At 32.3% G+C, this 24,275-nt stretch carries 26 protein-coding genes and 1 pseudogene; 10 read left to right on the forward strand and 17 right to left on the reverse strand.

Annotated elements, in window-relative coordinates; all coding sequences use genetic code 11:
• Window positions 1–5 precede the first annotated feature (5 nt).
• From ACLGLP_RS02830 to ACLGLP_RS02840, 3 genes are read left to right on the forward strand one after another with little or no spacing between them, the layout of a single operon-like run.
• Window positions 6–1,235, forward strand: coding sequence for an amidohydrolase family protein (locus tag ACLGLP_RS02830; RefSeq protein WP_492113424.1), 1,230 nt, complete (start codon window positions 6–8; stop codon window positions 1,233–1,235).
• Window positions 1,228–2,067 carry a menaquinone biosynthetic enzyme MqnA/MqnD family protein gene (locus ACLGLP_RS02835; RefSeq protein ID WP_492113425.1) on the forward strand — a complete coding sequence of 280 codons (840 nt, stop codon included), beginning with the start codon at window positions 1,228–1,230 and terminating at the stop codon, window positions 2,065–2,067. The genes ACLGLP_RS02830 and ACLGLP_RS02835 overlap by 8 nt, the downstream gene beginning before the upstream one ends.
• Entirely contained in the window at window positions 2,064–2,747 is a 684-nt protein-coding gene (locus ACLGLP_RS02840; RefSeq protein WP_492113426.1) for a ubiquinone/menaquinone biosynthesis methyltransferase, read from the forward strand. Before ACLGLP_RS02835 ends, ACLGLP_RS02840 begins: the two co-directional genes overlap by 4 nt.
• On the opposite strand, the gene ACLGLP_RS02845 is transcribed toward ACLGLP_RS02840, so the two are convergent.
• The 8 genes from ACLGLP_RS02845 to ACLGLP_RS02880 all read right to left on the reverse strand — a co-directional run bounded on the left by ACLGLP_RS02845 (window position 2,739) and on the right by ACLGLP_RS02880 (window position 7,630).
• A complete protein-coding gene (locus tag ACLGLP_RS02845; protein WP_492113427.1) occupies window positions 2,739–3,587 on the reverse strand; it encodes an SPL family radical SAM protein in 849 nt (282 codons plus the stop codon). The genes ACLGLP_RS02840 and ACLGLP_RS02845 overlap by 9 nt on opposite strands.
• The gene (locus tag ACLGLP_RS02850) at window positions 3,565–4,440 is read right to left on the reverse strand and encodes an ATP-binding protein (protein WP_492113428.1); all 876 of its coding nucleotides are present in this window, start codon (window positions 4,438–4,440) and stop codon (window positions 3,565–3,567) included. The genes ACLGLP_RS02845 and ACLGLP_RS02850 overlap by 23 nt, the downstream gene beginning before the upstream one ends.
• On the reverse strand, window positions 4,437–5,279 hold the full coding sequence (locus tag ACLGLP_RS02855; RefSeq protein ID WP_492113429.1) for an ATP-binding protein: 843 nt from the start codon (window positions 5,277–5,279) through the stop codon (window positions 4,437–4,439). Before ACLGLP_RS02855 ends, ACLGLP_RS02850 begins: the two co-directional genes overlap by 4 nt.
• Window positions 5,280–5,289: 10 nt before the next feature.
• Window positions 5,290–6,120 carry an MBL fold metallo-hydrolase gene (locus ACLGLP_RS02860; protein ID WP_492113430.1) on the reverse strand — a complete coding sequence of 277 codons (831 nt, stop codon included), beginning with the start codon at window positions 6,118–6,120 and terminating at the stop codon, window positions 5,290–5,292.
• The gene (locus tag ACLGLP_RS02865; protein ID WP_492113431.1) at window positions 6,117–6,422 is read right to left on the reverse strand and encodes a NifB/NifX family molybdenum-iron cluster-binding protein; all 306 of its coding nucleotides are present in this window, start codon (window positions 6,420–6,422) and stop codon (window positions 6,117–6,119) included. Before ACLGLP_RS02865 ends, ACLGLP_RS02860 begins: the two co-directional genes overlap by 4 nt.
• A 29-nt stretch (window positions 6,423–6,451) precedes the next feature.
• Window positions 6,452–6,820: a NifB/NifX family molybdenum-iron cluster-binding protein gene (locus ACLGLP_RS02870; RefSeq protein ID WP_492113432.1), complete on the reverse strand. Its 369-nt coding sequence runs from the start codon at window positions 6,818–6,820 to the stop codon at window positions 6,452–6,454.
• A gap of 233 nt (window positions 6,821–7,053) precedes the next feature.
• Window positions 7,054–7,347: a DUF5320 domain-containing protein gene (locus ACLGLP_RS02875; protein ID WP_492113433.1), complete on the reverse strand. Its 294-nt coding sequence runs from the start codon at window positions 7,345–7,347 to the stop codon at window positions 7,054–7,056.
• 40 nt (window positions 7,348–7,387) lie between these two features.
• Window positions 7,388–7,630 carry a DUF5320 domain-containing protein gene (locus ACLGLP_RS02880; protein WP_492113434.1) on the reverse strand — a complete coding sequence of 81 codons (243 nt, stop codon included), beginning with the start codon at window positions 7,628–7,630 and terminating at the stop codon, window positions 7,388–7,390.
• A gap of 238 nt (window positions 7,631–7,868) precedes the next feature.
• Here ACLGLP_RS02880 and ACLGLP_RS02885 point away from each other — a divergent pair, with 238 nt between their 5' ends.
• The 4 genes and pseudogenes from ACLGLP_RS02885 (at window position 7,869) to ACLGLP_RS02900 (ending at window position 10,141) form a co-directional block, all read left to right on the forward strand.
• A complete protein-coding gene (locus ACLGLP_RS02885; protein WP_492113435.1) occupies window positions 7,869–8,054 on the forward strand; it encodes a hypothetical protein in 186 nt (61 codons plus the stop codon).
• A gap of 23 nt (window positions 8,055–8,077) precedes the next feature.
• Window positions 8,078–8,746, forward strand: a pseudogene (locus ACLGLP_RS02890) (GAF domain-containing protein); the annotation flags it as partial.
• 18 nt (window positions 8,747–8,764) lie between these two features.
• A complete protein-coding gene (locus ACLGLP_RS02895; protein WP_492113436.1) occupies window positions 8,765–9,301 on the forward strand; it encodes a GGDEF domain-containing protein in 537 nt (178 codons plus the stop codon).
• A gap of 45 nt (window positions 9,302–9,346) precedes the next feature.
• Window positions 9,347–10,141, forward strand: coding sequence for an NAD(+)/NADH kinase (locus ACLGLP_RS02900; RefSeq protein ID WP_492113437.1), 795 nt, complete (start codon window positions 9,347–9,349; stop codon window positions 10,139–10,141).
• A gap of 3 nt (window positions 10,142–10,144) precedes the next feature.
• On the opposite strand, the gene ACLGLP_RS02905 is transcribed toward ACLGLP_RS02900, so the two are convergent.
• The 8 genes from ACLGLP_RS02905 to ACLGLP_RS02940 form a co-directional block, all read right to left on the reverse strand.
• Window positions 10,145–10,462: a YtxH domain-containing protein gene (locus ACLGLP_RS02905; protein WP_492113438.1), complete on the reverse strand. Its 318-nt coding sequence runs from the start codon at window positions 10,460–10,462 to the stop codon at window positions 10,145–10,147.
• A gap of 26 nt (window positions 10,463–10,488) precedes the next feature.
• Window positions 10,489–11,061 carry a hypothetical protein gene (locus ACLGLP_RS02910; protein WP_492113439.1) on the reverse strand — a complete coding sequence of 191 codons (573 nt, stop codon included), beginning with the start codon at window positions 11,059–11,061 and terminating at the stop codon, window positions 10,489–10,491.
• 46 nt (window positions 11,062–11,107) lie between these two features.
• Window positions 11,108–13,645 (reverse strand): alpha-glucan family phosphorylase, encoded by a 2,538-nt coding sequence (gene glgP / locus ACLGLP_RS02915; RefSeq protein WP_492113440.1) that lies wholly within the window; start codon window positions 13,643–13,645, stop codon window positions 11,108–11,110.
• Window position 13,646: 1 nt separating this feature from the next.
• The gene (locus ACLGLP_RS02920; protein WP_492113441.1) at window positions 13,647–14,846 is read right to left on the reverse strand and encodes a glycoside hydrolase family 57 protein; all 1,200 of its coding nucleotides are present in this window, start codon (window positions 14,844–14,846) and stop codon (window positions 13,647–13,649) included.
• A gap of 3 nt (window positions 14,847–14,849) precedes the next feature.
• Complete coding sequence (locus ACLGLP_RS02925; RefSeq protein ID WP_492113442.1) at window positions 14,850–16,151, reverse strand: glycosyltransferase family 4 protein; 1,302 nt, start codon at window positions 16,149–16,151, stop codon at window positions 14,850–14,852.
• Between the two features lie 4 nt (window positions 16,152–16,155).
• Window positions 16,156–18,111, reverse strand: a complete 1,956-nt coding sequence (locus ACLGLP_RS02930) for an amylo-alpha-1,6-glucosidase (protein WP_492113443.1) — start codon at window positions 18,109–18,111, stop codon at window positions 16,156–16,158.
• Window positions 18,112–18,213: 102 nt separating this feature from the next.
• Complete coding sequence (gene ychF, locus ACLGLP_RS02935; RefSeq protein WP_492113444.1) at window positions 18,214–19,317, reverse strand: redox-regulated ATPase YchF; 1,104 nt, start codon at window positions 19,315–19,317, stop codon at window positions 18,214–18,216.
• 4 nt (window positions 19,318–19,321) lie between these two features.
• Window positions 19,322–19,726 carry an acyl-CoA thioesterase gene (locus ACLGLP_RS02940; RefSeq protein ID WP_492113445.1) on the reverse strand — a complete coding sequence of 135 codons (405 nt, stop codon included), beginning with the start codon at window positions 19,724–19,726 and terminating at the stop codon, window positions 19,322–19,324.
• A gap of 20 nt (window positions 19,727–19,746) precedes the next feature.
• Between ACLGLP_RS02940 and pyrR the strand changes: the two genes are divergently transcribed.
• The 3 genes from pyrR (at window position 19,747) to ACLGLP_RS02955 (ending at window position 22,687) form a co-directional block, all read left to right on the forward strand.
• A complete protein-coding gene (gene pyrR / locus ACLGLP_RS02945) occupies window positions 19,747–20,328 on the forward strand; it encodes a bifunctional pyr operon transcriptional regulator/uracil phosphoribosyltransferase PyrR (RefSeq protein WP_492113446.1) in 582 nt (193 codons plus the stop codon).
• Between the two features lie 117 nt (window positions 20,329–20,445).
• On the forward strand, window positions 20,446–21,756 hold the full coding sequence (gene thiC / locus ACLGLP_RS02950; protein ID WP_492113724.1) for a phosphomethylpyrimidine synthase ThiC: 1,311 nt from the start codon (window positions 20,446–20,448) through the stop codon (window positions 21,754–21,756).
• A 436-nt stretch (window positions 21,757–22,192) separates the two neighbouring features.
• Window positions 22,193–22,687, forward strand: coding sequence for a hypothetical protein (locus ACLGLP_RS02955; protein ID WP_492113447.1), 495 nt, complete (start codon window positions 22,193–22,195; stop codon window positions 22,685–22,687).
• Here ACLGLP_RS02955 and ACLGLP_RS02960 read toward each other — a convergent pair.
• Window positions 22,665–24,275, reverse strand: a complete 1,611-nt coding sequence (locus tag ACLGLP_RS02960) for a DHA2 family efflux MFS transporter permease subunit (RefSeq protein WP_492113448.1) — start codon at window positions 24,273–24,275, stop codon at window positions 22,665–22,667. The two genes, ACLGLP_RS02955 and ACLGLP_RS02960, sit on opposite strands and share 23 nt — an antisense overlap.

The raw sequence follows: 24,275 nt of genomic DNA on the forward strand, positions 1-24,275 counted from the left end.
TTTTTATGGGAGAATTAAAACTTCAACCTTATCATCATTATCTTATCAGGGCAAAGTGGGTTTTACCCGTAATTTCTCAGCCAATTTTAGACGGAGGAGTAGAAATTAAAAACCAAAAAATAGTAAATGTAGGAAGATTTAAGGATGTTTCAAAAGAGGCAGTTTTGGCAAAGTTTATTGATTTTGAAGAAACAGTAGTTCTTCCAGCTTTAGTAAATGCTCACACTCATTTAGAACTTTCAGCTTTAAGATTTAAACTATCTCCTGCCTTGGGAGATTTTGTTTCCTGGGTTAGAAATGTTATAAAATTAAGGCAGGAACTAAGTTTAATTGACATTAGAGAATCTGCCAGAATGGTTCTTTATCATCTATGGAGAGATGGAATAGGAATAATTGGAGATGTGGGAAATACAGCTATAACCCTTGATTTGCTTTGCAAATCCCCTTTTTATGGATATTTTTTTCAGGAAGTAATTAGTTTTAAAGGAGGATACAATTTAAAAGAGATCCAACTTAAAGCTCCTTCTTCAAATTTTAAAATTACCTATTCAGCTCATGCACCTTATAGTGTTTCTCCCCTTTTACTACAGGCTATTAAGTCCTATAACAAAAAAAGAAAAAGAATCTTTTGCCTTCATTGTGCAGAATCCTTAGAAGAAAAAGAATTTTTAGAAAAAGGAGAAGGTTCCATAAAGGAACTTCTTAAAGAGAGAGGACAGTGGGATGAAAATTTTATCCCTCCCGGATTAAGTCCTATAAAGTATCTTGATAGTTTAAAACTTCTCGATGAAGAAACACTTCTTGTTCATGTGATTCACATAGATGAAGAGGATCTAAAAATACTTAAAAGAGCAAAAACCAAGATATGCATTTGTTTGAGAAGTAATTTATTTATAGGAGTTGGTATTCCCAAGATAAAAGAACTCCTTTCAGCAGGGCTTGATATTTGCCTTGGAACAGATAGTTTTGCAAGCAATGATAAACTTTCTATCTGGGAAGAAATGAAAACTGTTTATACTTACTATCCTGATATTTCTCCTGAGGAAATCTTAAAAATGGCAACTTTTAATGGTGCAAAGGCTTTAGGCTTTGATAAAATGGGAGCAATTTTCCCAGGTTATTCTCCTCACATACTAATTGTGGAGGTAAGAGATTACTTAAGTGAAAAACCTGAAGAAATGCTTAGAAGTCTAATAAATTCTGAAAAGGAGGTAAAATTTAGGTTTTATGTTTAAACTAAAAATGGGAAGTCCTTTGTATATTAATACTTTGCCGTTACTCTTTTATCTTCCTTCAAATAATCCTTTTTTTAAAATTATCCTTGAAGTTCCTAAAAAGCTTAATCAAAGTTTAGCTAAAGGAGAGATTCACGGAAGTTTAAGCTCAAGCGTGTTTTACGCAAAAAATTTTAACGATTATTTGATACTTCCTGATATCTCTATCAGCGCTGTTGGAGAAGTAAAAAGTGTAATTCTTTATCACAGAGAACCCCTTGAAAGGCTTGATGGAAAAAAAATAGGAATTACTCCAGAAACAGAAAGTTCCTATAATCTGCTAAGAATACTTTTAGAAGATTTTATCGGAATAAAACCAAAGTATGTAGAACTTTTTAAAAACTGGAAAGATTTAACTGAGGAAGAAAAAAAGGAACTTTCTGGATACTTAGCCATAGGAGATGAGGCTTTAGTGCTTCAGTTTAACAATACAAACAAAAAAAACGCAATTATTACGGATCTTGCCGAACTTTGGCTAAAATTTACTCATCTTCCCTTCATTTTTGCCCTATTTATTGTTAAAAAAGATATTGCCCATAAGTACAAAGAAGAACTTAAGGAATTTTGCAAAGAAATTTATTATGCAAGAGCTCGGGCTTTTTCCAATTTAAAAGAAATCGTTGAGAAAAGCTATTTAAATCTTCCAAAAGAATTCGTCTTCAATTATTTAACCCATTTAGAATATGATTTTTCAGGTTTAAAACAAAGAGCCTTTTTAACCTTCTGCGAACATTTATTTAAAAAAGGCTTAATAGAGAAAAATGTAGAGTTAAATTTTTTTGAGGCTTTATGAAAGATAAAAAATTTATAAAAGAAAAGTTTGAAAAAATCGTTAAAAGATATGATCTTGTAAATTTAATAGGTAGTTTTGGGCAGGATAAGCTTTGGAGAAAAAGAGTTGCAGAAAGCTTAAAATCTTCAGAACCACCCATACTTGACCTCTGCTGTGGACCATATACCTTAACCTTAGAGATTTACCAGAAGAATCGCCAGCCAATATTTGCACTTGATTTTAGCTTTTCCATGCTTTATTACGGAAAAAAAAGGATTTCAAATAGTCTTATTTATCCTATCTGTGCAGATGCAGAGGTTTTACCTTTTAAAGATAATTCTTTTGGAGGAATAAGTATTGCCTTTGGTTTGAGAAATTTACCTAATATGGAAAAGGCTTTAAAGGAATTTTATAGAGTTTTAAAACCTAAAGGTAAACTTGTGATTTTAGAATTTTCCTGGCCTGGGAATAAAATTTTTCAAAGGCTATACAAGTTATACCTTGACCACTACATGCCTCTTCTTGGGGGTATTTTAACAAAAGATAGGTCTGCCTATCTTTATCTTGCAGATTCCATCAAAAAGTTTCCTCATCCAGAGATCATAAAAAAACACCTTTTAGAAACCGGATTTACTAAAGCAGAATATAAGTTTCTCACTATGGGAATAGTTGCTCTTTATACTGCTTATAAGTCAGATTAAAAAACTTCCATCACATCTCCCGGGATTTTCAAAATCTTTTAAAGCCTCTCTGCAAGTTGCAAAAGAAAGACCGTATTTTTTAGCCTTTTCGTAAAGGGGATAAATTAGTTTATATCTCATTTCATCTTTAAGATAAATGCTGTTTCCTTGTTTTTTACCTTCTTTTAAATAAAGCCTTTCCCATAGAGTTCTTTTTTCAGAAAAGGCATTTATCAGTCTTTTTAAAGAATCTGGCTTAGCTTTATAGGTGCTTGCAGTGACATGTTTCACAAAGGGAGCTACTTCATCAAAAATTTCTAAAATTTCTCTATCGTTTATCCCGGGGATAATTGGATCAAGTCTTACAGAAGCAGGAATTCCTTCGTGGGATAAGATTTTTAAAGCATTTAAACGCTTATCGTAGCTTGGAGCATCTGGTTCAAGTTTTGGAGAGAAAGTTTTTGAGGTAATGGTAATGCTAACCACGCATTGAAGGTTTTTAAAAAGCTCTAAATCCCTTAAAATGAGATCAGACTTTGTGATAATTAAAACTCTGTAAGGCTTTTTTGTGAGAAGCTCTAAGAACTTTCTGGTATACTTATAAACCCTTTCTAAGGGTTGATAAGGATCAGATGAGTTAGAAAGAGAAATGAGAGTTCCTTCCGGGACTGTTTTGAGTTCCCGTTCTACAGTTTTTAAAAAATTCTTTTTAGGTCTTGGAGAATAAAAGTTTTTTATAAAGCTTGTGGCATAACAGTAAAGACACCTGTGCCCACAGCCTGTATAGGGATTTAGACTGTATTTTGGTGGACAGGTGCAAAGTTTTGACCTCCAGGGATCAAAAGGCTGAATGTAAGGCATTATCAAAAATTTTCTCTATCCCTTCAGCAACTTCAAGACCTTTATTAAATATTTTAACATACTCTAAAAAGGGCAATCCAATTTTGACAGAATTTATAATTTCCTCTGAAAAAGGAATCTTTCCAATAACTTTTGTACCCCTTTCTTTTAAAATAAATTCCATTTTTGAGCTCATCTCAGTATTAAGGTCAAATTTGTTTATGATAACTTTAACGGGAATTTTAAAGTGATTGGCAAGTTCTAAAATTCTTTCAAGATCGTGAATTCCTGAAAGAGTAGGCTCAGTTACTGCAATTACTAAATCAACTCCTGTCATACTTGCCATAACAGGGCATCCAACTCCAGGTGGACCGTCAATTATAATAAACTCCTTTTTCTCTCTTTTTGCTATCTCTTTGGCTATCTCTCTTAGTTTTGCTACCAATTTTCCAGAATTTTCCTGAGCAATTCCAAGCCTTGCATGAACAAATGGTCCATACTTTGTATCAGAAATAAAATACTTTCCAGAAATTCTATCCTCTAAAATTATGGCAGATTCTGGACAAAAATAAGTGCAAATAGTACAGCCTTCACAAGATAAAGGGTCAATTACCAAATCTTCTGAAATAGCAGAAAACTTGCAAATTTCTCTACATACTCCGCACTCATTACATCGTTCTCTATCAATTTTAGCAATTTTTCCTCCTACAAAATCGTATGTTTCTTTTATTTCAGGATGAAGGAGAAGATGTAAGTTTGCTGCATCAACATCAGCATCTACTATTACTTTACTTCTAAGATAAACTGCTAAGCATCCTGAAATTACCGTCTTCCCAGTTCCCCCCTTTCCACTGATTACCAAAACTTGTTTCATTTTATATATCCTTTTATTTTTTCAAAAAGTTCTAAAAATTTTTCTTTATACTCTGGAAGACCTTTTACGAGTGGTATTCCCTGAGAATAAAGCTCAGCTATTTTTTTGTCAAAAGGTATTTTCATCAAAACAGGTATTTTGTGTTTTTGGCAAAAATTTTCAATCAACTCGTCATTTTCAGATTTATTTATAACTACACCAGAGGGGATATTCATAACTTTGGTAACTTCGTAAGCAATTTCAAGGTCGTGAAGACCAAAAGGAGTAGGTTCTGTAACTAAAATGCAAAAATGAGAGCCTTTTAAAGAAGCAACAACAGAACAAGATGTTCCAGGTGGAGCATCAATAATAACTGGAGAAGAGTTTTCCATAAAAGATTTAGCGGATTCAATTACCTTAGGTGCTAAAACTTCAGAGATGTTAAGCCTTCCTTCTACAAAACGAATACCATTTATCTTTCCAATTCTTACAATTCCTATTTCTCTTTCTCCTTTTTTAATAGCTTTTTCTGGACAAAGTAAAATACAACCTTCGCACCCATGACATAAGTGTGGAAAAAAGAGAACTTCTCCGGTATTGTTGAATTTAAGGACTGATAAGGCATTATAAGCACAGATTTTGCTACATTCTCCACAATATGTGCACCGAGCTTTATCAATTTCTGGGATTACGGTTTTTACGGGATAAATATTTTCTATCTCTGGATTTAGAAAAAGATGAACATTTGGTTCTTCTACATCGCAGTCAATAAGTTGAACTTTTTCTAAACTTAGAGCAAGGTTTACAGCAACAGTAGTTTTGCCGGTTCCTCCTTTTCCACTTGCAACTGTTAGAATCAATGAAGACCCCTTAGATAGTTATTGTTTCTCCAGTTGTTCCAAACTTAAAACGAGGACCAAAAATTTCTCTAAACCTTGAGGCTACTTTTAAGCCTGTGCAATGATTAGTGGCAATAAGTCCAAGATTTAGCTTTGCAAGATAAATAAGAGTTTCTTCAAGTTGCAATCCTGCTGCAGGTGCAAGGTGGGTTCCTCCAATAATAGCATAAATTTTTTCTTCTCCAGTAACCTCTTTTGCGTGCTCAACTATATTTACTACCCCAGAATGAGCACATCCGAGAATTATCACAAGTCCTTTTTCGGTTTTTATAAATAGACTCGTGTCATCAAGAATGGGATCAGGGATTTTACCTTTATCAGTTAATAAATACATTCTTTCATCAACTTTTTCAAAAGTTGTTTTTCTTGGAACTTCACCACTAACCCAAATATTGGGGAAAATTTCAGTGGGCTCTTTTATCCACTTAAAGTTAGCTCCCAGACCTTCAAGCTCCTCTTTGCGAAAAGGTATTCCTACATAGCGATTTACTGGAGAGGAAACACAGTGGAGATCAAAAATACCCGGATGGGCATAAACATCAATGGGTTTTCCTATAAATTCAAGAACTGCCTTTAATCCACCTGTGTGATCATAATGTCCGTGACTTAAAACAATGACATCTGCTTCTTTTAAGTTTATACCTAAGCGCAGGGTATTTTCTACTACTTTTCCTGTTTGACCAGTATCAAATAGAATTTTATGACCATTGTGCTCAATCCAGAAACTAAGCCCATGCTCTCCACAAAGCCCTGTGGGGATTAAAACTCCAACTGAGTTCTCAATAAGAACCGTAATTTTCATAGATATTTATTTATAACCTCACTTACTTTACCAGAAGCCTGAACAACTTCAATATTGGCCAGTTTAAAAATAGCCTCAGCACGAGGTCCTATATTTCCGGTGATCACTTTTTTTGCTCCTTTTTCCAAAACAAACTGTGCAGCCTGAGTTCCTGCACCTCCCATAGCTTCCTTCCATCTATTTGGCACTACCTCATATTTTTTGGTTTCTGTATCGTAAAAGATAAAATAATTACATCTTCCAAATCTTGGATCAACTTCAGAATCAAGACTATCTCCCTGAGCAGTAATACAAACTAACATTTTTCACCTCCTTCTATTACTAAAAGTTTTTAATGATGTCCACAGGTACCTTCCTGAGGATGTTCGCACAAATTTTCTCCACCCTTAAGAGTTCCTGCTATAAAAGCGTTTAACACATCCTGAATTCTTCCACTTACTCCTAAGATAACTTGAATTCCCATACTTTCAAACATAGCAACAGCTCTTGGACCCATTCCTCCTGCAATAATACAATTAACTCCAAGAGTACTTAAAAAATTGGGTACAAGCCCAGGTTGATGAGCATGAGCCCCTGGATTTTCAACTAATTCCTGCTTAACAATATTTTTATTTTCATCTAAATCAACTATTAGAAATTGAGGGCACCTTCTAAAGTGTTCAGAGACAAACCCGTTATCTACAGCTATGGCTAAACGCATAAAATCTCCTCCTTTTAAAAAATTTTATTTTTATCCTCTTCTTCCGCCTCTGCCACCACAACCACCCTTACCTTTTCCTCTGCCTCTCCCTTTACCCTGTCCTTTTCCACAACCTTTTCCCTTACCACCACCTTGTCCCCTTCCTCTGCCCTTTTCATAGTTATCAGAATTAAGCATTAAGAACTTCTTTTTTAAAATTTTTAGTGCTTTTTACAAACTCCGTCCTCGGCACTTTATTTATTCTCTAATTCAGCAAGTCTTCTTTCAATTTCAGCAAGCCTTCTTCTTAGAGATTCTGCCTCTTCTCTAAGAATTTCTTTTTCATCTACAGGTTTTTCTTGGGAACCGAAAAGCCATCTCCAACCCCAGCCAAAATATCTTCCCCAAAATCTCCATCCCCAGCCTCTTCCTCTACCCCAACCAGGACCTTTGGTAAACCCCGGGCTGTCAAATCCGCTACAATATCCCAATCCTCTACCTGTTCTTGGTCCCATTCCTAAGGGACCTGTTCTGTCTCCCCAAGGCATAGCTTTCACCTCCTATTTTTTTATTTTTTAAGCCGTAGTTTTAAGCCTGAGCCTTTTCTAACTGAGAAAGTCTTTTTTCAATTGCCTGAAGTCTCCCTTTCAAAAAAGCTGCTTCAGTTTCTAACATAGATTTTTCTGCTTCAGGAGATATTTCCCAATAATAGGGATAATTAACTCTCCACCACCATCTCCATCCCCAACCTCTACCAAGTCCTCCAAAAAGCCAACACCATCTCCATCCCCATCCTCTACCCCAACCAAAACCTGGTCCAAACCAAGGCATTTTGCATCACCCCCTTTTTAAATTTTAGAATTGAAAAATATTTTCATTTTCAAATCTATTTAAAATAATAAAACAAATTCTTTGTATGTCAAGAGTTTGTATAAGTCCAAAAAGAGATACTGTTAGCAGAGGTTCCATATTTTTCATAAAATTTTATCGTTTTAATCTTGGAAATTGACATAAAGTTACATATTTATTATAATTTTTAAAAAATGTTTTTTAAATTAGAACTTTACAAATGGAAGATATTTTAAAATTAATTTATGAGTTAAACGGAACAATTATTACAGCCAGAAACTTTTCAGAAATAGAAACCAGACTGACAGAAATCCTTTCTCAGAGAATTCCTGTAAGCTTAACAGATATATGGATAATAAAAGAAGATAAAGTTTACATATATGGAAGAGATGAACCAATCCTTTAACTGAAACACCAGTTAACGAAATTATAAAAACGAAATCTCATTTTTACGAAAAAGATCTTCAAAAAAGTAAAACCTTTAAGATAAGTGAGAGCTTTTATGAAAGAGGTTTAAGATCTGTTGTTTATTTACCCCTTCTTTTTGAAGGAAAGCTTTTTGCAGTATGGGTTCTTTGTTCAAACATTCCTTATGCTTATAAAGATGATGATCTTGAATTTTTAAAGCTTCTTGCCTCTCAAATTTCAGCGCCTTTAAAAACCTTTATTCTTCTTGAGGAGAGAAAAAGAGAATTAGAACTATTAAAAACCGTTAATTACCTTTCAAGAATTGTCCTTTCTGAGCTTGATATATCTTCAGTTTTTAAAAAATTTTCTGAAGAGCTAAAAAAGTTTATTCCATTTGAAAGACTCAGTATAGGGATTGTAGAAGGAGAAAATATAAGATATGCAGCTGTTTCAGAAGTAATAAAAACTGGCAGATTTGAAGGGGAAAGACTTCCCTTAGAGTATACTGCATCATCCTGGGTAGTAAAAAACAAAAAAACTCTTATAAGAAAAGATCTAACAAGAGAGAAAGAATTTCCTTTAGAAGAAAAGAAAGTCAAACAGGGAATAAGATCAACCCTTCATGTTCCCCTTATTTATAAGGGAAAGGTTTTTGGGACACTTAATCTTTCTTCAACAAAGCCAAATGCTTACGGAGAGTGGGAAAAAATGGTTGTAGAAAGTCTGGTATCACAAATTTCAAGTATTATAGCAATTTCTTATCTTTATTCTCCTTTTTATAACCACTTAACCGAGGTCTACAACAGAAGATATTTTGATGAAAAGCTTGATGAGGAGTTGAAACACAGAGAAAGGTATGGAGGGGAATTTTCCTTGTGTTTATGTGATCTTGATAACTTTAAAAAGTATAACGATTTTTATGGGCATCTGGAAGGGGATAACTGTTTAAGGGAAATAGCAAAAACTATGAAAGAGACACTGAGAAAAACGGATTTTGTTTTTCGTTATGGAGGAGACGAATTTGCTATTATCATGGTTAATACCTCTCTCAATGAGGCTGTAAAGATAGCAGAAAGATTAAGAAATGTTATAAAGGAGAAGTTTAGAGACAGAGAAATTACCATAAGTGTTGGGATTTCTTCTTATCCCTTAGATGGAAAAACGAGAAGTGAATTAATTGACAAGGCAGATAAAAGGCTTCTCAAAGCAAAGGAGTCAAAAGACCAGATAATTTACCAAGATTAATGTTTTAAACCTTGATAATCTATTTGGAAAATTTAAAATTTTACTATGCTTAAATTTTTGTTTTTAAAAAAGAAAAATACAATATTACCGGATATTTTGGTAGATTTTCAAAAAGAAAAAAGATTGGAATTAATTCCTATAGAAGAACTGTTAAATCTATCTCAAGAAGAGCTGAAAGAGATAAAGGCTATCCTTGTTCTTGGAGGAGATGGAACATTTTTAAAAGCAGTCCCTTATGCTTATAAATACGATTTACCTATTCTCGGAGTTAATATGGGTAAATTTGGCTTTCTTACAGAAACCTATATAGAAGAATTACCTCAAACTATACTTGCTTTAGAAAAGGGGTTTGATTTTTTTGAAGAAAGAACCCTTTTGAAGGTAATTTGTGAAAATAAAGAATATGTAGCATTAAATGAAGGAGCAATAATGAAGGGTCCGGCAGGAAAAATTATTTATCTCAATTTAAAAATAAACAAAACCGAAGTAACTACTATTTACGGAGATGGTTTAATTATTTCTACTCCCACAGGTTCTACTGCCTATAATCTTTCTGCAGGTGGTCCTATAGTTCATCCTAAGGCCAAGGTTTTTATTTGTACCCCCATTTGTGCCTTTAAAATAAATATAAGACCTCTTGTAATCCCTGATGATTCTTTGATTGAGATCTCAGTAAATAAAACAGATGAGGAAATTCATCTTTTAATAGATGGTCAAGTAAATCTAAATGTTAGAAAAGATGAAGTTATTTTAATGAAAAAGGCAGAAAAAACTCTTAAATTAATTCCATCTTTAAAAAGAAATTACTTTGAAATCTTAAAAAGTAAATTTCAGTGGTAAAAGTTAAGTTTCTTCTTTTTTAAGAAGTTTAGAGGCAAGTTCTTCTTTCTTTTCTTTTATTGCCTCTTTTCCTCTTTCAATTGCCTCTTTTACTTCTTCTTTTTTAGTTTGTAGGATTTCTTTAGCCTTAGCTGAAATTTCTTCTGCTTTTTCTTTTAAAGCTTCAGCTTCTCTTTTTAATCTTTCAATAGATTTGTCAGCCTCTTCTCTGATTTTTCTTCTTACTTCCTCTCCACTTGCAGGAGCAAGAAGGAGTGCAGTTAAGCCTCCCACTACAAAACCTGCCAAAAATGCTAAAAATACAGTTTTTTTCTCACCCATAAATTCACCTCCTTATAAACTTGAGATTATTTTTTCTCTTTAAAGGATAAAGAAAAAATTTTTCTTAGACTACTGCTTATCTCTTTGGCACCAGTAATTAAGGAGCTAACTTCAATATAAAGACTTCTTACTTGTTCATTGAGATTATCCACCAGTATTTTAAGAGTATTTCCAAATTCTGAAAAGGAATTTATAAGCGGATCAAAAGAATTTGTTGTTTCTTTTATTTTCTCTGTAATAAGTTTAACATTTTTAATACTCTCTTTTGTTTCTTTAGATACATCTTTTATTTCATCTGTAATTATTTCTACTCTACCTTTTAAATAGTTTTCAAAATCTTTTACAGTTTCTCCAAGTTCCTTTATTATACCCGGAACAATTTTTAAATTAGTAATGAGTTCATTTAAGTTATTAAAGGTAGTATTGATAGAATTTAAAGTAGGAGCTATGTTTTCAGAAGATTTTTTAATATTTTCTAAAAAGGGATTAAGATCTTTGTTTAAAGTAGTAATAATTTTGTTAACCTTTATAAATATAAAAATAGATATACTAATCAAAATGATAGATAAAACTAATACGATATATATCAGAATTTCCATGATTTTACTCCTGCATAAATTTTAATTTAAAATATAAGACACGATTTTAATTTTTCCACTTTATTAGATCGGGATAGAAGCCAACAATTCTTACATTATATTCTTTTAAACCGTGTCCATGTAAAGGATATACGCTATAAAAGATAGCTTTATTGTCTTTGAATTCTTTAAAGGGAATTGAATGTATTTTTAAAACTCTTTTTACTTCTTCTTCTACTTCAGGGGTGGTAACGCAATAAATTTCACTTATAAAAACTACTTGTACATCTATTAAATTTGGTGGAAGACCAGCAAGATCCACCTCAACGGTAATTTCAAGCTTGTCATCTTCAAAAAGTTCTTTTTGGGTAATATTATCGTATACATTAAGAATTTTTATTTCATTCCATTTTTCTAAAATTAAATTTCTTTTTTTTATCAATTCATGCAGAAAAGCGTAATTATCTTCTGTAAGAGCTTTAAAATTATTCAAAGCAGGAACATAAAATTTTTGTGTATATTCAAAAAGAGCTCTGGTGATGGAAAAATTTTTACAGGCTGTATATATTGCCTGTTTCATTATTTTAACCCAATTTCTGGGTATTCCTTCTTCATCTCTTTCGTAAAATAAAGGTATTATTTCGTTTTCTAAAAGGTTGTAAATTTGGTTAGCTTCAAAGGAATTATAAGGAGGTAGTCCTTCCTTTGGATAAATAGCCCATCCATTATTTCCCGTATAACCTTCAGGCCACCATCCATCAAGCACACTCAAATGTAAAACCCCGTTCATAGAAGCTTTAATTCCGGATGTTCCTGAGGCTTCCATTGGTTTTAGAGGGGTATTTAGCCATACATCTGATCCCCAAACTAAATATCTTGCCAAATGAATATCGTAATTTTCAAGAAAAATAACCTTATCATAAAGTTCATATTTTTCTCTAAATTCAAGTATTTCTCTTATCATGTTTTTCCCTTCTTCATCTTTAGGATGTGCTTTTCCAGCAAAGAGTAAAATTGTATCTGTATTTTTGAGTATTTCAGCAATTTTGTCCTTATCATAAAGAATTAGGGTATTTCTTTTGTAACCTGTAATTCTTCTTGCGCATGTAATAATTAAGTGATGGGCTGTAGGAAATTTAAAGAGTCTTTTATCTTTTCCTGGTTGGCTTATTTTTAAATATTCTTCTTCCAGTATTCTTTTAAGATAAGCTATTAATCTATATTTATTTTTTCTATGAGCCTCCCAAATTTCTTCATCTGGAATTTTTAATATTTCTTCCCATTCCATATCATCAGGGGACATGTATATAAAATGGGGTCCGAGATACTTTTTAAGTAAAGTATAAAAAGGTTCACTCAGCCATCTCCAGTGGACGCCATTAGTAACATAATCAATACCAACTTCTTCTGGGATAAGATTTTTAAAAACGGGATTCCACATTTTTTTGGTAGTATTTTGATGTAGTCTTGAAACAGCATTTACATAAGAAGAATTTCTTATAGCTAAAGCAGGAAGCCAAAATATGGTTTTGTCTTCTCCAATGAAACCCTCTTCAAAAAGTTTTTCTCTTTCTTTTACATCAAGCACATCTTCCAAAAGATCAAAAAGATATTTTTTGACAAGTTCATAAGGAAAATGTTCATTTCCAGAAATCACAGGGGTATGGGTGGTAAATATAGTGGTTTCTTTTATGAGTAATTTTGCCTCATCTAAGGTTAATCCCTCTTCTTTAATCAAATCTTTAAGTCTTGCAAATATTACAAAAGCGGAATGTCCTTCATTAAGGTGATAAAGCTTGGGTTTTATTCCCATAGCTTTTAAGGCATAATATCCCCCCAATCCCAATATTATTTCCTGCTTTATTCTTGTCTCAGGTTCTCCTGGATAAAGATATCTTAGAATATTTTTAACTTCTAAAGGATTTTCAGGAATGTCTGTATCCAAGAAATAGCAAACATTTCTTCCTACCTCAAGCTTCCATACCTTTACTTTCATAGGGACTTCAAGAATTTCTAAATTTATAATTAAGGGATTACCCTTTTCGTCCTTTACTTCCTGCAAAAAATTTAAAAATACATCAACTTTATCTGGCTCTTCAATCTGGGTTTTATTTATGGGATCAATTTTTTGTAAAAAATAACCGTGTTTATAAATTAAACCTATTCCAATGAGAGGAAGCCCAAGATCTGATGCACCTATTATAATATCTCCTGCTAATATACCTAAACCTCCAGCATATATAGGTAAAACAGGATGGAAACCAAATTCAGTGCTGAAATAAGCTATAATGTCATCTTTTGTGATATCTAAACTTTCAATTAAAGGATGTTTGTATTTTTTATATTCTTCAAAAGATTCCCAGATATCTTCTAAATCCATTAAAAATCTTTCATCCTTTGCAAGCTTTTCAAGTTTTAGTTTTGGAAGATTATAGAGAAATTTTTTGGCATTATATTTAAATCTTCTAAATGTTTCAGCATCAATTTTATAAAAGAGTGAAAGAGCATCGTAATTCCAAGTAAACCAAAGATTATTGGAAAGAATGAAAAGTTTTTGCAAATTTTCTGGAATTTTTGGATAAACGAAAAATTTTTTAAAGTCCATTTTATTCCTCTAACCTCTCCTCTATGTCACTTAATACATTCATATAATACCTGTAAATTTCTTCAGGTGAAGAATAGGGCGAAAAATATTTATGAACATCTCCGTCTTGAAAATATTTAATGCACATATAATAAAAATGGTCAGAAGTAGTAAGGTATTTAAGGATTTTAACTAGGTCCTTTCTCCCTTTTTCTTTAGCTTTTTTTAATAACTCATAACAGGTTTTCATAGCATTCCACTGTAAAGAATTTGACAACCAGGCAGATAGATCCCTTTCCATATCTGCCCAAGAAGTGGGTTCTGGAACAGATATGGTCTTTGGTTGATAATTTAGAGTATAGCTTACTTCTGAAGGTAAAAGAAAGGCAATGTCTTTATCCTTTAACAATAATTCTACTACTTTTTTTATAAATTCAAAAATTCCGCTTTCTTTCCACTGATGTTCTCCAAAGGTTTCGTAATCCATAAAAAGATTTAGGTAAAGATTTTTTCCCTCTTTTTCAATTAAATTTAATTCTTTTATCCAGGATACATATTTTTCAGCAGTTAACGGATATTCATTCCAGGCTCTGTCGCTAAATCTAAAGGCAATATCATCTGAAAGTTTATAATGTTTCAAAAGAAGAAGATGGGCATGATTATAAGAAGTTCTGAGGTATAAAGGAGATTCTCCCTTTAATATTTTGTCTGCTCCCTCAATTAAGATCATTTTTATATTTGGGAAACTGAGTAAAACATCTGAAAGTTTATCAAAATAGATAAGTTCGGTATTTCTAAAAACTCTCGGAACAAATCCAAATTCTTTTTTTATGATTTCTGCATGTTCTTTTATTTGCTCTAAAAATTCCTCAAGATCAAAAATAGAAGAAAGAGAATGATAATAGGTTTCATTTATTAGCTCAACTCCGCCAGTTTTAACAAGTTCAATAAATGATTTATAGACATCGGGACGATAGGTTTTAGCCTGTTCTATAAAAGTTCCTGTAATGCTAAAAGATATCTTAAAACGACCCTCTGAGCTTTCAATTAACTCTTTAAAAAGGCTGTTTGCAGGAAGGTAACATTTTTCAGACACTTTGTTAAATACATATTTGTTTAATTCTTCATCAAAATAAGAAGTTGATTTTTTGATGTCAAAAACCTTATATTTACTTATTCTAAAAGGTTGATGAACCTGAAAATAAAAAATTATATAAAGCATGCCTTAAGAGTAAGAATTGATCAATTCTTTGTAAATGTTTATTACTTCTTCAGCTCTATCTGACCATTTAAATTTTTCAACTTCTTTTTTGGCTTTTTCTTGAATTTCTGCCATTTTTTGAGGATTTTCAAGTAGCTCCTTTACTATATTTACCATCTTGTCTATATCCCAAAAATCAACTTTATAAGCATTTTCTATTATTTCAGAAACTCCTGATTGCTTTGAAACTATAAGTGCACATCCAAAAGACATAGCCTCTAATGCTACAAGTCCAAAAGGTTCTGAAACTGAGGGCATTACTACTATATCACTTATGCTTAAAGCATCTTCCACTTCTTTTCTCGTAAGAAATCCTGTAAACATAATCTGAGTTCCAATACCGAGCCCTGCTGCTTCAAGCATAAGTTCCCTTTCCATTTCACCAGCACCAGCTATTAAAAATCTTACTTTTTTCCCATATCTTTCTATTAATTTTTTGGCAAATTCTAAAAAGATTTTTGGCCCCTTTTGTATGGTAAGTCTTCCTAAAAATAAAATAACCGGTTCTTTAAATTTTTTAATTTTTTTAGGTGCTTCCAAAGGTGGTAAAAAGGCATTATAAACAATTCTTATCTTTTCTTCAGGCACTTTGTAATGCTCTTTTATAATATTAGATGTGTATTTAGAAACTGCAATTACTCTATCTGAAAAATTGAGTCCCAGATATTCTATTTCGTGAATTACAGGGTGTCCAAATCCTAACGCCCTGTCAAATTCAGTAGCATGGATATGGGCAATTAAAGGTGCTTTATAAAGATTTTTTAAAAAAAGTCCCACAGGATAAGTAAGCCAATCATGAGCATGGATTATGTCAAAATCAAGCTTTTCACTAATTTCTATTACATTCTCTGTATAAGTTCTTACTTTGGTAATAAGGGAATTATTTTGAGAAAGAAGAAGCGCTAATCTGTCTAAGACCTCAGAGGGAATTTCATAAAGTATTTTTGTCTTTATTTTAGCAGGCTTCCATCTTTCAGAAATAGATATTAAAGGAGTAGTAAAATATGCTCCCCCTGGTTCTAAATAATGAAATTCGTAAAAACTTAAAGGAACTGGTTCTAACTGTTTTTTATCCCATTTTTTGGCAACAGGATAGTCTGCTTCCAAAGGGGAGGAAATTTCAAAAAAGACCTTTTCTTGAGTTGGTAAAAGCATGTAAAGTTTTATTCCCTTTTCAGTTAATGCTTTAAAAAGTCCATAACAAGCTACCCCAAGCCCTCCCACTATAAAGGGAGGGTATTCCCAGGTAAGCATAAGAACTTTCATAGGTTTATATACCTCCGAGATTTTTTATTTCTTTTTCAATAATAAAAACTGCTGCAGTAGACCAGAACTGAGCATGAGTTCCTTTAGGATAATAGGGATCTTCTCCATCGTATAACTCAGGGATACTTGCCATTTTCCCAGATAAAATCCTTTCTCTAAAAGGTTTTACTAAGGTTTCAAGCTCATTTTTAAGAATTTTTCTCTCCTTTCTGGTGCTGTAAATCTTTTTTAAAACTTCAGCATAAGGATAAATAAGCCATACCCATACGGTTCCATTGTGATAAGCCAAATCTCTTATATACTGACTTCCAAAATATCTTTTTCTGAATTCAGGATGTCTGGGAGATAAGCTTCTTAAACCATAAGAAGTTAAAAGTTCTTTTTTAGCAAGTTCTATACCTTTTTTCATAGAATCCTTATCACCTATGTCAAAAGGAAGACTTAAGGCTATAATGTAGTTTGGACGAATTTCAAAAACAGGCTCATCCTTGTAAATTCTATCAGCCCAGAGTTTTCCGTTAAAATACTTAGAAAAGTTTTTTCTCTGTTTTCTTATCAAAGAATCTATTTTATACTCTTTAATAAAGGACTTTTCTAAATACTTGGTAGAAAACTTAAGGAGGTTATACCACAGAGCTGAAATTTCAATAGGTTTCCCATATCTTGGAGTTAAAGGAATTCCGTCAATCATTACATCCATCCAGGTGAGAGCTAAGTTAATGTTATCTGGTATTTCAATAAAACCATCCTTTGTATCAACTCTAAAAGGCAAAGAAGGATTGGTTAAAAACTCCTTAATTATTTCTTCTATAGCTAAAAGCAATTCTTTTTTCTGCGATTCAGTAATTTTATCTTTAAAGGTTTCAATAAATTGGAAAATTCTTAAACCAAACCACAAACTCCCATCAATGGAGTTGTAATTTATTTCTGATTCGCTTCTAACTACATTTGGAATAAGACCATTTTTCATTTTATTTTTATACTTTAAAAATATTCTATAGGCTCTTTCAAAACCATCTTCTAAGTAAAAAAGGGAAGGTAGTCCAATAAAGGTATCTCTTCCCCAGCAATAAAACCAGGGAAATCCTGCAATAATGTCGTCTTTTAATAAAAAGGCTTTTACCATAAGCTCTAAGATTTTTAAGTATTCTTCGTAGGAAAAGGACTTCTTTTTAAGGTTAAGTTCAGGATAAGTTTTGTAATAAGCTTCTATGATTTTAATTTCCTTTTCTAAGTCTTTTAAAGGGGTTTCGCTAAAGACTAAGTAAAAACATTCTTTTGGATTAAGATCAACCTCAATTTTGAAAGGAGAAAAAAGGTCTTCTGTTGCTTCATAACCTCTTATTTCTTCTATGGGATAGTAAACCTGATAATAAAAAATTGGCTCTTTTAGTATTTTTCCCTTAGAAATGTAAGAAAAAACCCTTTCCTCATCCTTAGAGATAAAAACTTCTTTTTCAGAAAATTCCATATCAACTGAAGCCTCTTTCCAGCTTTTTTCAAACTGAATAGAATGGTGATCTCTTATAGAAAATTTTGGTCTAAGTTCAAGTCTAAAAGGATAGGAACTTATGTTTTCGTAAGTTATTAAAACTGAATTTTTTTCCCTGTGCAATTTTATAGATTTTTTAAGAAAAAAATCATTGCTTTTAGGGCAGGCAAAATAAAAACAAGGATAGGGGAGATAGAAAAATTCTTTTATAAGCTTATAGCCTTCTGGATAAATAGTATTTCTATAAAAATTTGTGTCAAGAAAATAATTTAATCCAGAAAGAAAGGTTACTTTTTCTTCAATAGAACTAACTAAATGAATTCTTTTTCCATTTTCTTTTCCAGAAATTAACAATCCGTGATACTTTCTTGAATTGGCTAAAAACGCATTTCCCGAGGCATATCCCCCAAGCTCATTTGTTACAATCCATTCATAGGGAGTAAATAAATTTAAAAGCTCTTTTAACATCTAAAAATTTTTTAAGAATTTTAAAAATATCTTTAAATATTATTATAAAATTTGATTAGAAAAAATTCAATGAATTTTTAAAAAAAATTTTTTTTAATTTTTTTAAATATTAAACCTAAAATAAATGATATCTCCTTCTTTGATTTCGTAATCCCTTCCTTCAATTCTTATAGCACCTAATTCTTTTGCTTTTTGAAGAGAACCTATTTTTATGTAATCTTCAAAATTTATTACCTCTGCAGCTATAAATCCTTTTTCTATATCAGAATGAATCTTTCCTGCAGCTTTTAAAGCTTTGGTCCCTTTTTTAACAGTCCACGCTCTTGTTTCTTTCGGATTGGTTGTAAAAAAAGTAATAAGATTAAGCAGTTTATAGCCAGTCTTTATCATTTTGTTAAGACCCGATTCACTTAAATTTAGTGCTTTTAAGAACTCCTTTCTTTCTTCTTCAGGAAGTTCAATTAATTCCTGTTCAATTTTTCCACAAAGAACAGCAACCGGAATATCATTTTTTAAGGCAAAATCTTTTAATTTTTTAATCAGAGGGTTTTTTTCTCCTTCAGGAAGATCCTTTTCAGAAATATTGGCAATATACATCATGGGTTTTATGGTGAGCAAAAATAAAGTTTTCTCAAGAAAAAGTTTTTCAGAATCATCAAAATTTTTTAAAGATGACCTCAGAGGTTTAAGATTTTCAAGTATTTCTTTGGCTTTAAGCAGGATTTCAAGCTCAGCTTTTGCACTCTTATCGGATTTGGCAATTTTTTGCGTCTTTTCAAGCCTTTTTTCTATAGTATTTAAATCAGCCATTATAAGCTCAAGCTCAACAATCTCAGCATCCCTTACAGGATCTATAGATCCTTCCACATGAGACACATCTGGGTCTTCAAAACATCTTATAACATGAGCAATAGCTGAAACATTTCTTATATGAGAAAGAAACTGGTTTCCAAGCCCCTCACCTCTACTTGCTCCTCTTACAAGTCCTGCTATATCTATAAATTCTATAGTTGCAGGAGTTACTTTTTTACTTTTTTCAAGTTCTGCAATTTTGTAAACTCTTTCATCAGCAACGCTTACCACCCCTACATTTGGTTCTATAGTGCAAAAAGGATAATTGGCAACCTGAGCTTTGTTAGCCTGAATTAGGGCATTAAAAATAGTTGACTTACCAACATTTGGAAGACCAACTATTCCTATTTCCATAAAGTTATTTTTCCAAAAGAGAATTTAAAGCTTCATAAATATCCTGAGGAAATTTTACAATTTTTCCCTCTTTATTGATAGGAACATGAACGGTATAGCCCTCTGTGATGAGGGTATCATTTTTAAAGACTTTGTATTCAAAAACCACTTTGTAAGGTTTAAGATCTTTTAGAGAGGTTTTTATAACCAAGAGATCATCATATTTAGCTGGGGCTTTATATTTAGCGAAGGCTTCCACTACAGGTAAAATTATATTTCTCTTTTCTTCAATCTCTTTATAACTTAATCCAGCTAACCGAATAAGTTCAGTTCTTCCTATTTCAAAAATTCTAAAATAATTTCCATAATACATTACACCTCCGCAATCGGTATCTCCATATATAACTCTGTAAATTATCTCTGCAATCATACTTGCAAAATTCGGAAATTATGGTTAATATCCAATCTATGGATAATCAAATTTTAACTCAAAAAGTTAAAAAAGTAATAGCAGGACCAAAAAGGATAAAAAAACTTATTGAGAAAGTTGCAGAACAGATTTTAAAGAAACATCCTATTTTGGAAAAAGTTTCCCTGATAGGTATTCAAACTGGAGGTGCTCCCTTTGCAAATAGACTAAAAGAGATTCTTTTTCAAAAGACAGGAGTTGAAATTCCTATTGGATACCTTGATATAACTCTTTATAGAGACGACTGGACAAGAATTACCAACTATCCTAAGGTAAAAAAAACAGAAATTCCTTTTTCTATAGAAGATCTTAACATAATTTTAGTGGATGATGTTATATATACAGGAAGAACTGTAAGGGCTGCTATGGATGCCCTTATAGATATGGGGCGTCCTAAGAAAATAGAACTTGCGGTCTTGGTGGATAGAGGAGGCAGAGAGTTTCCTATAGAGCCAAATTATGTTGGGTTAAAGGTTAAAAACATCAATTTTAACGAATATGTTTCTGTTTATTTTAAGGAGCTTCACAATAAAGATCAAATCTGTTTAGAGGTCTATCAATAATTAGTTTAATAGTGAAATTTTTCTTTTCTCCTAAAATTTTTTAAATTTTAGTGTATAATTAAAAATCTAAATTATAATTTTTGTGAAAAATTTGGCAAAAAAAAGGGGGATTTATTTATTATGAGCACTTTAAAGAAACTTGCGGAAGAAGGCGTAATTACAGAAGAAATGAAAATCTGTGCAGAGGCTGAGGGGGTAGAGCCAGAGTATATAAGAGAGGGGCTTTCCAAAGGGCATATAGTTATTTGCAAAAATAAGAAAAGTAAAGTTAACAAACCCTGTGCGATTGGAAAAGGCTTAAAAACAAAGGTAAATGTGAATATAGGAACATCTAAGGATAGACTTTCTATAGAGGAAGAATTAAAAAAACTTGAAATAGCATTGAAATACGGAACAGATACAGTTATGGATCTTTCAACAGGGGGAGATCTTGATGAGATAAGAAAAATAATAAGGGAAAATTGTCCTGTTCCTCTCGGGACCGTGCCTATTTATCAGGCTGCTATTGAAGCAGTGGAAAAACATCACAAATCTATAGTTGAGATGACAGTTTCTGAGATTTTTAAGGTAATAGAAAAGCAGGCTGAAGATGGTGTTGACTTTATGACAGTTCATTGTGGAATAACTAAGGAGGGACTTGAAAGACTAAAAAATAGAGAAAGAATACTTGGGATTGTTTCTCGTGGGGGTTCGTTTATTGCAGAGTGGATGATCTATAATAATAAAGAAAATCCTCTTTACGAACACTTTGACGAACTTCTTGATATTGCATATAATTATGATATTACTTTATCTTTAGGAGATGGAATAAGACCTGGTTGTATTGCTGATGCAAGTGATGGTGGTCAGATACACGAATTGATTATACTTGGAGAATTAACTTTAAGAGCCTGGGAGAAGGGTGTGCAGGTGATGATTGAGGGACCAGGGCATGTTCCCTTAGATCAGATTTCTGCAAATGTAAAACTACAAAAAAAGCTTTGTCATGGAGCTCCTTTTTATGTATTGGGTCCACTTCCTACTGATGTTGCTCCAGGATATGATCATATTGTTGGAGCAATTGGAGGTGCTATTGCAGGAGCAGCAGGAGCTGATTTTCTGTGCTATCTTACTCCAGCAGAGCATTTGAGACTTCCAACTGTTGAGGATGTAAAAGAAGGACTTATAGCCTCAAAAATTGCAGCTCATGTGGCAGATCTTGCAAAAGGTATTAAATCCGCTTGGGAATGGGATTTAGAAATGGCAAAGGCAAGGGCAAGACTTGACTGGGAAGCTCAAATAGAACTTTCTATTGATCCTGAAAAGGCAAGAAAATATAGAATTGAAGGAGGTATATCTCAAAGCAAAGCCTGCACTATGTGCGGTCCTTACTGTGCAATAAAAATATTTGATTCAGCCTTTAAAATATTAAAAGGAGGGCAATATTAGTCGCATAAAATTTTTAAACTTTCTAATTAGCTTAATAGGACTTGTTTTAACAGGAATTGAAATTTATTTAAATTTTAAAAATACTTCTATATGTAAAACTGAAGGCTGCATCCTTGTCCATACTTTTGACAATTACGGATTTTTAAACTACATAGGACTTGCCATCTTTTTCTATCTTTTTTTAATTTCTCTTCTTGATCTTTTAAACTTCTTTTTAGGATTTTTTCTAAAATTAAGAACTTACATTATTGCACTCTCCATCATAGTAGAAGGATACTTTATAGGATTTCAAACCTGGTTTCTTAAAGTCTATTGCAATTATTGTTTAATTATTGCAGGTCTTTTATTTTTAGCCTTTTTCTTAGATTATTTTTATCCTGAAAAAGATACGGGTCATTTTTTTATAAAGAAAGAAAAAAAGACTTATGTTTACAAAATGAGTATTTTAGGGTTTCTTTCTTTATTTATAGCAACTTCCTTGGTAAATTTTCCTTTAAAACCTTTAAACTTTAATTCTCCAGTTATAATCTATAAAAAGGATTGTCCTTACTGTGAGGAAGTAATTTCTTATGCCAAGAAAAATAATATAAAAGTTGAACTCTATGAAGCAAAAAATCTTATTCCTCTAATGAGAATTTTCAATTTAGAAAGTGTTCCTATTTTGTTAGATAAGAAAGAAAATAAAATAACTATAATAAAAGGAAGAGACGAGATAATAGGATGGTTTAAAGAAAGATATGAAGTTAAAGAGAAAATAACCGAGACTTATAAAAGTGAAAAAGTAAATTTACCTGAAAATTTACCTAAAAAAAGAAAAAAAGAAATTTCTACTCCTCAGGCAGTAAATCATACTTCTAACATACTTATTAATGCTACTAATAATGCTACGGAAGAAAGTGGAGTTTGTACTATAGAAAAGCCTTGTAAGTAGGCAAATTAGATTTTTTAAGGTGTATTAAAATCAAACCCATTAAAAAAAATCCCCCTATTAATACCCAGAGAGATATAGCTCTAAAGGTTTCCTGAAATCCCCAGTTTAAAGCCTGTATATACTGGATGTGATAAAGAAGTGCTTTTGCCTTTTTTTCTGCGATATCAGGTGAGAAAAACTTTTCTATAAAAGGAATTTTTGAGTAAATGAAGTGTTTTACATAATACCAGTTTTGAAGTTCGGTTAATCTTAAGAAATTTTTATTTGTAGCCTTCTCTAAGTGATTGGTTGCTATTGCAGTTCCAAAAGAACCACCCAGGAATCTTATGTAGTGCATTAAAGCAACCCCAAGACCTGTTAGATTCCCAAGATTTCTCATAGCAAGAGAAGTTAAAGGGGCAAAGAAAGTGCCTATAAGTATTCCCAGGGGTAAAGTAATTATAATAGCCTTTACTGCAGGGGTATAGTAGTTAAGTTTGGGAAGAATAAAGATGGTATAAATTAAGAGAAAACACCAGTTTGGGATTAAAATAGTAAGAGAAGAGATTTTATCTGAAAGTATTCCCGAAATGATACTAAAAGTTCCTATAAGAAGTGTTGGAGGAAGCATGTGAAGACCTGTTTGAAAGGTGGTAAGTCCTTTTAGATTTTCATAATAAAGTGGAAGAAGATAAAAAATCTGATATAAACAAAAGCCGAGTATAAAAAAGTAAAAACCCATACTCCGGTTATATTCAGGAAACTTAAATATTTCCCAGTTTATTAGAGTCTTTTTGGAACGGATTGATGCACAGATTTCACTTGCAAAAAATAAGGAAAAACATGCCAAACTTAAGAAAAAGCAGGTAATAATAAAGGTTGATTGAAACCAGCCGTATTGCTGTCCTTTAGAAAGCATGATGAGAAGTGAAATGGTTGCCACTGCAATAAAAAAATAGCTAACAAAGTTAAAGTGAAATACTTTTGTTTTTCCTAAGAATTTTGGTAGGAGTATTAAAGAAGAGAGGATGTTTAGAATTCCTATGGGAACATTTATGTAAAAGATCCACCTCCAGTTTAGATATTCAGTGATGAAACCTCCTACTGTAGGTCCAAGAGCAGGGGCAAAGCTAACTCCAAGCCCATATATTCCAAGAGCTGTCCCTTTTCTTTCAGGTGGATAGATAAGCATAAGAATGGTTTGAGCACAAGCCATAATAAAAGCTTCTCCTATACCCTGAAAACTTCTAAAAATTACCATTTCAGCAAGAGTACGAGCACTTGCACAAAAAAAGCTTGAAACTGTAAAAATGCCCATTCCAATTATAAAGGTGTAGGAATATCCGATGTATTTAGAGAAATTTTCTACGAAAAGAAGAGCTGTTGCAGCAGCAATCATATAGCTTGTGATAACCCACTGAATTCCATAAAGATCTGTGGATAAAGGACCCATCATTTTGGGTAGGGTTACATCTACGATGGTAGTGTCAAGGATAGCCATGAAAGCTCCTATCATTACAGAGATTGTAACAAGAACTCTTTCTTTAGTTGATATCAAACGATAAGCTTCCTCTGAAAGAAATTGAGAAATTTTTTTGTCTAAAGGCAT

Source organism: Caldimicrobium sp. SLHALR3 (assembly GCF_058692735.1).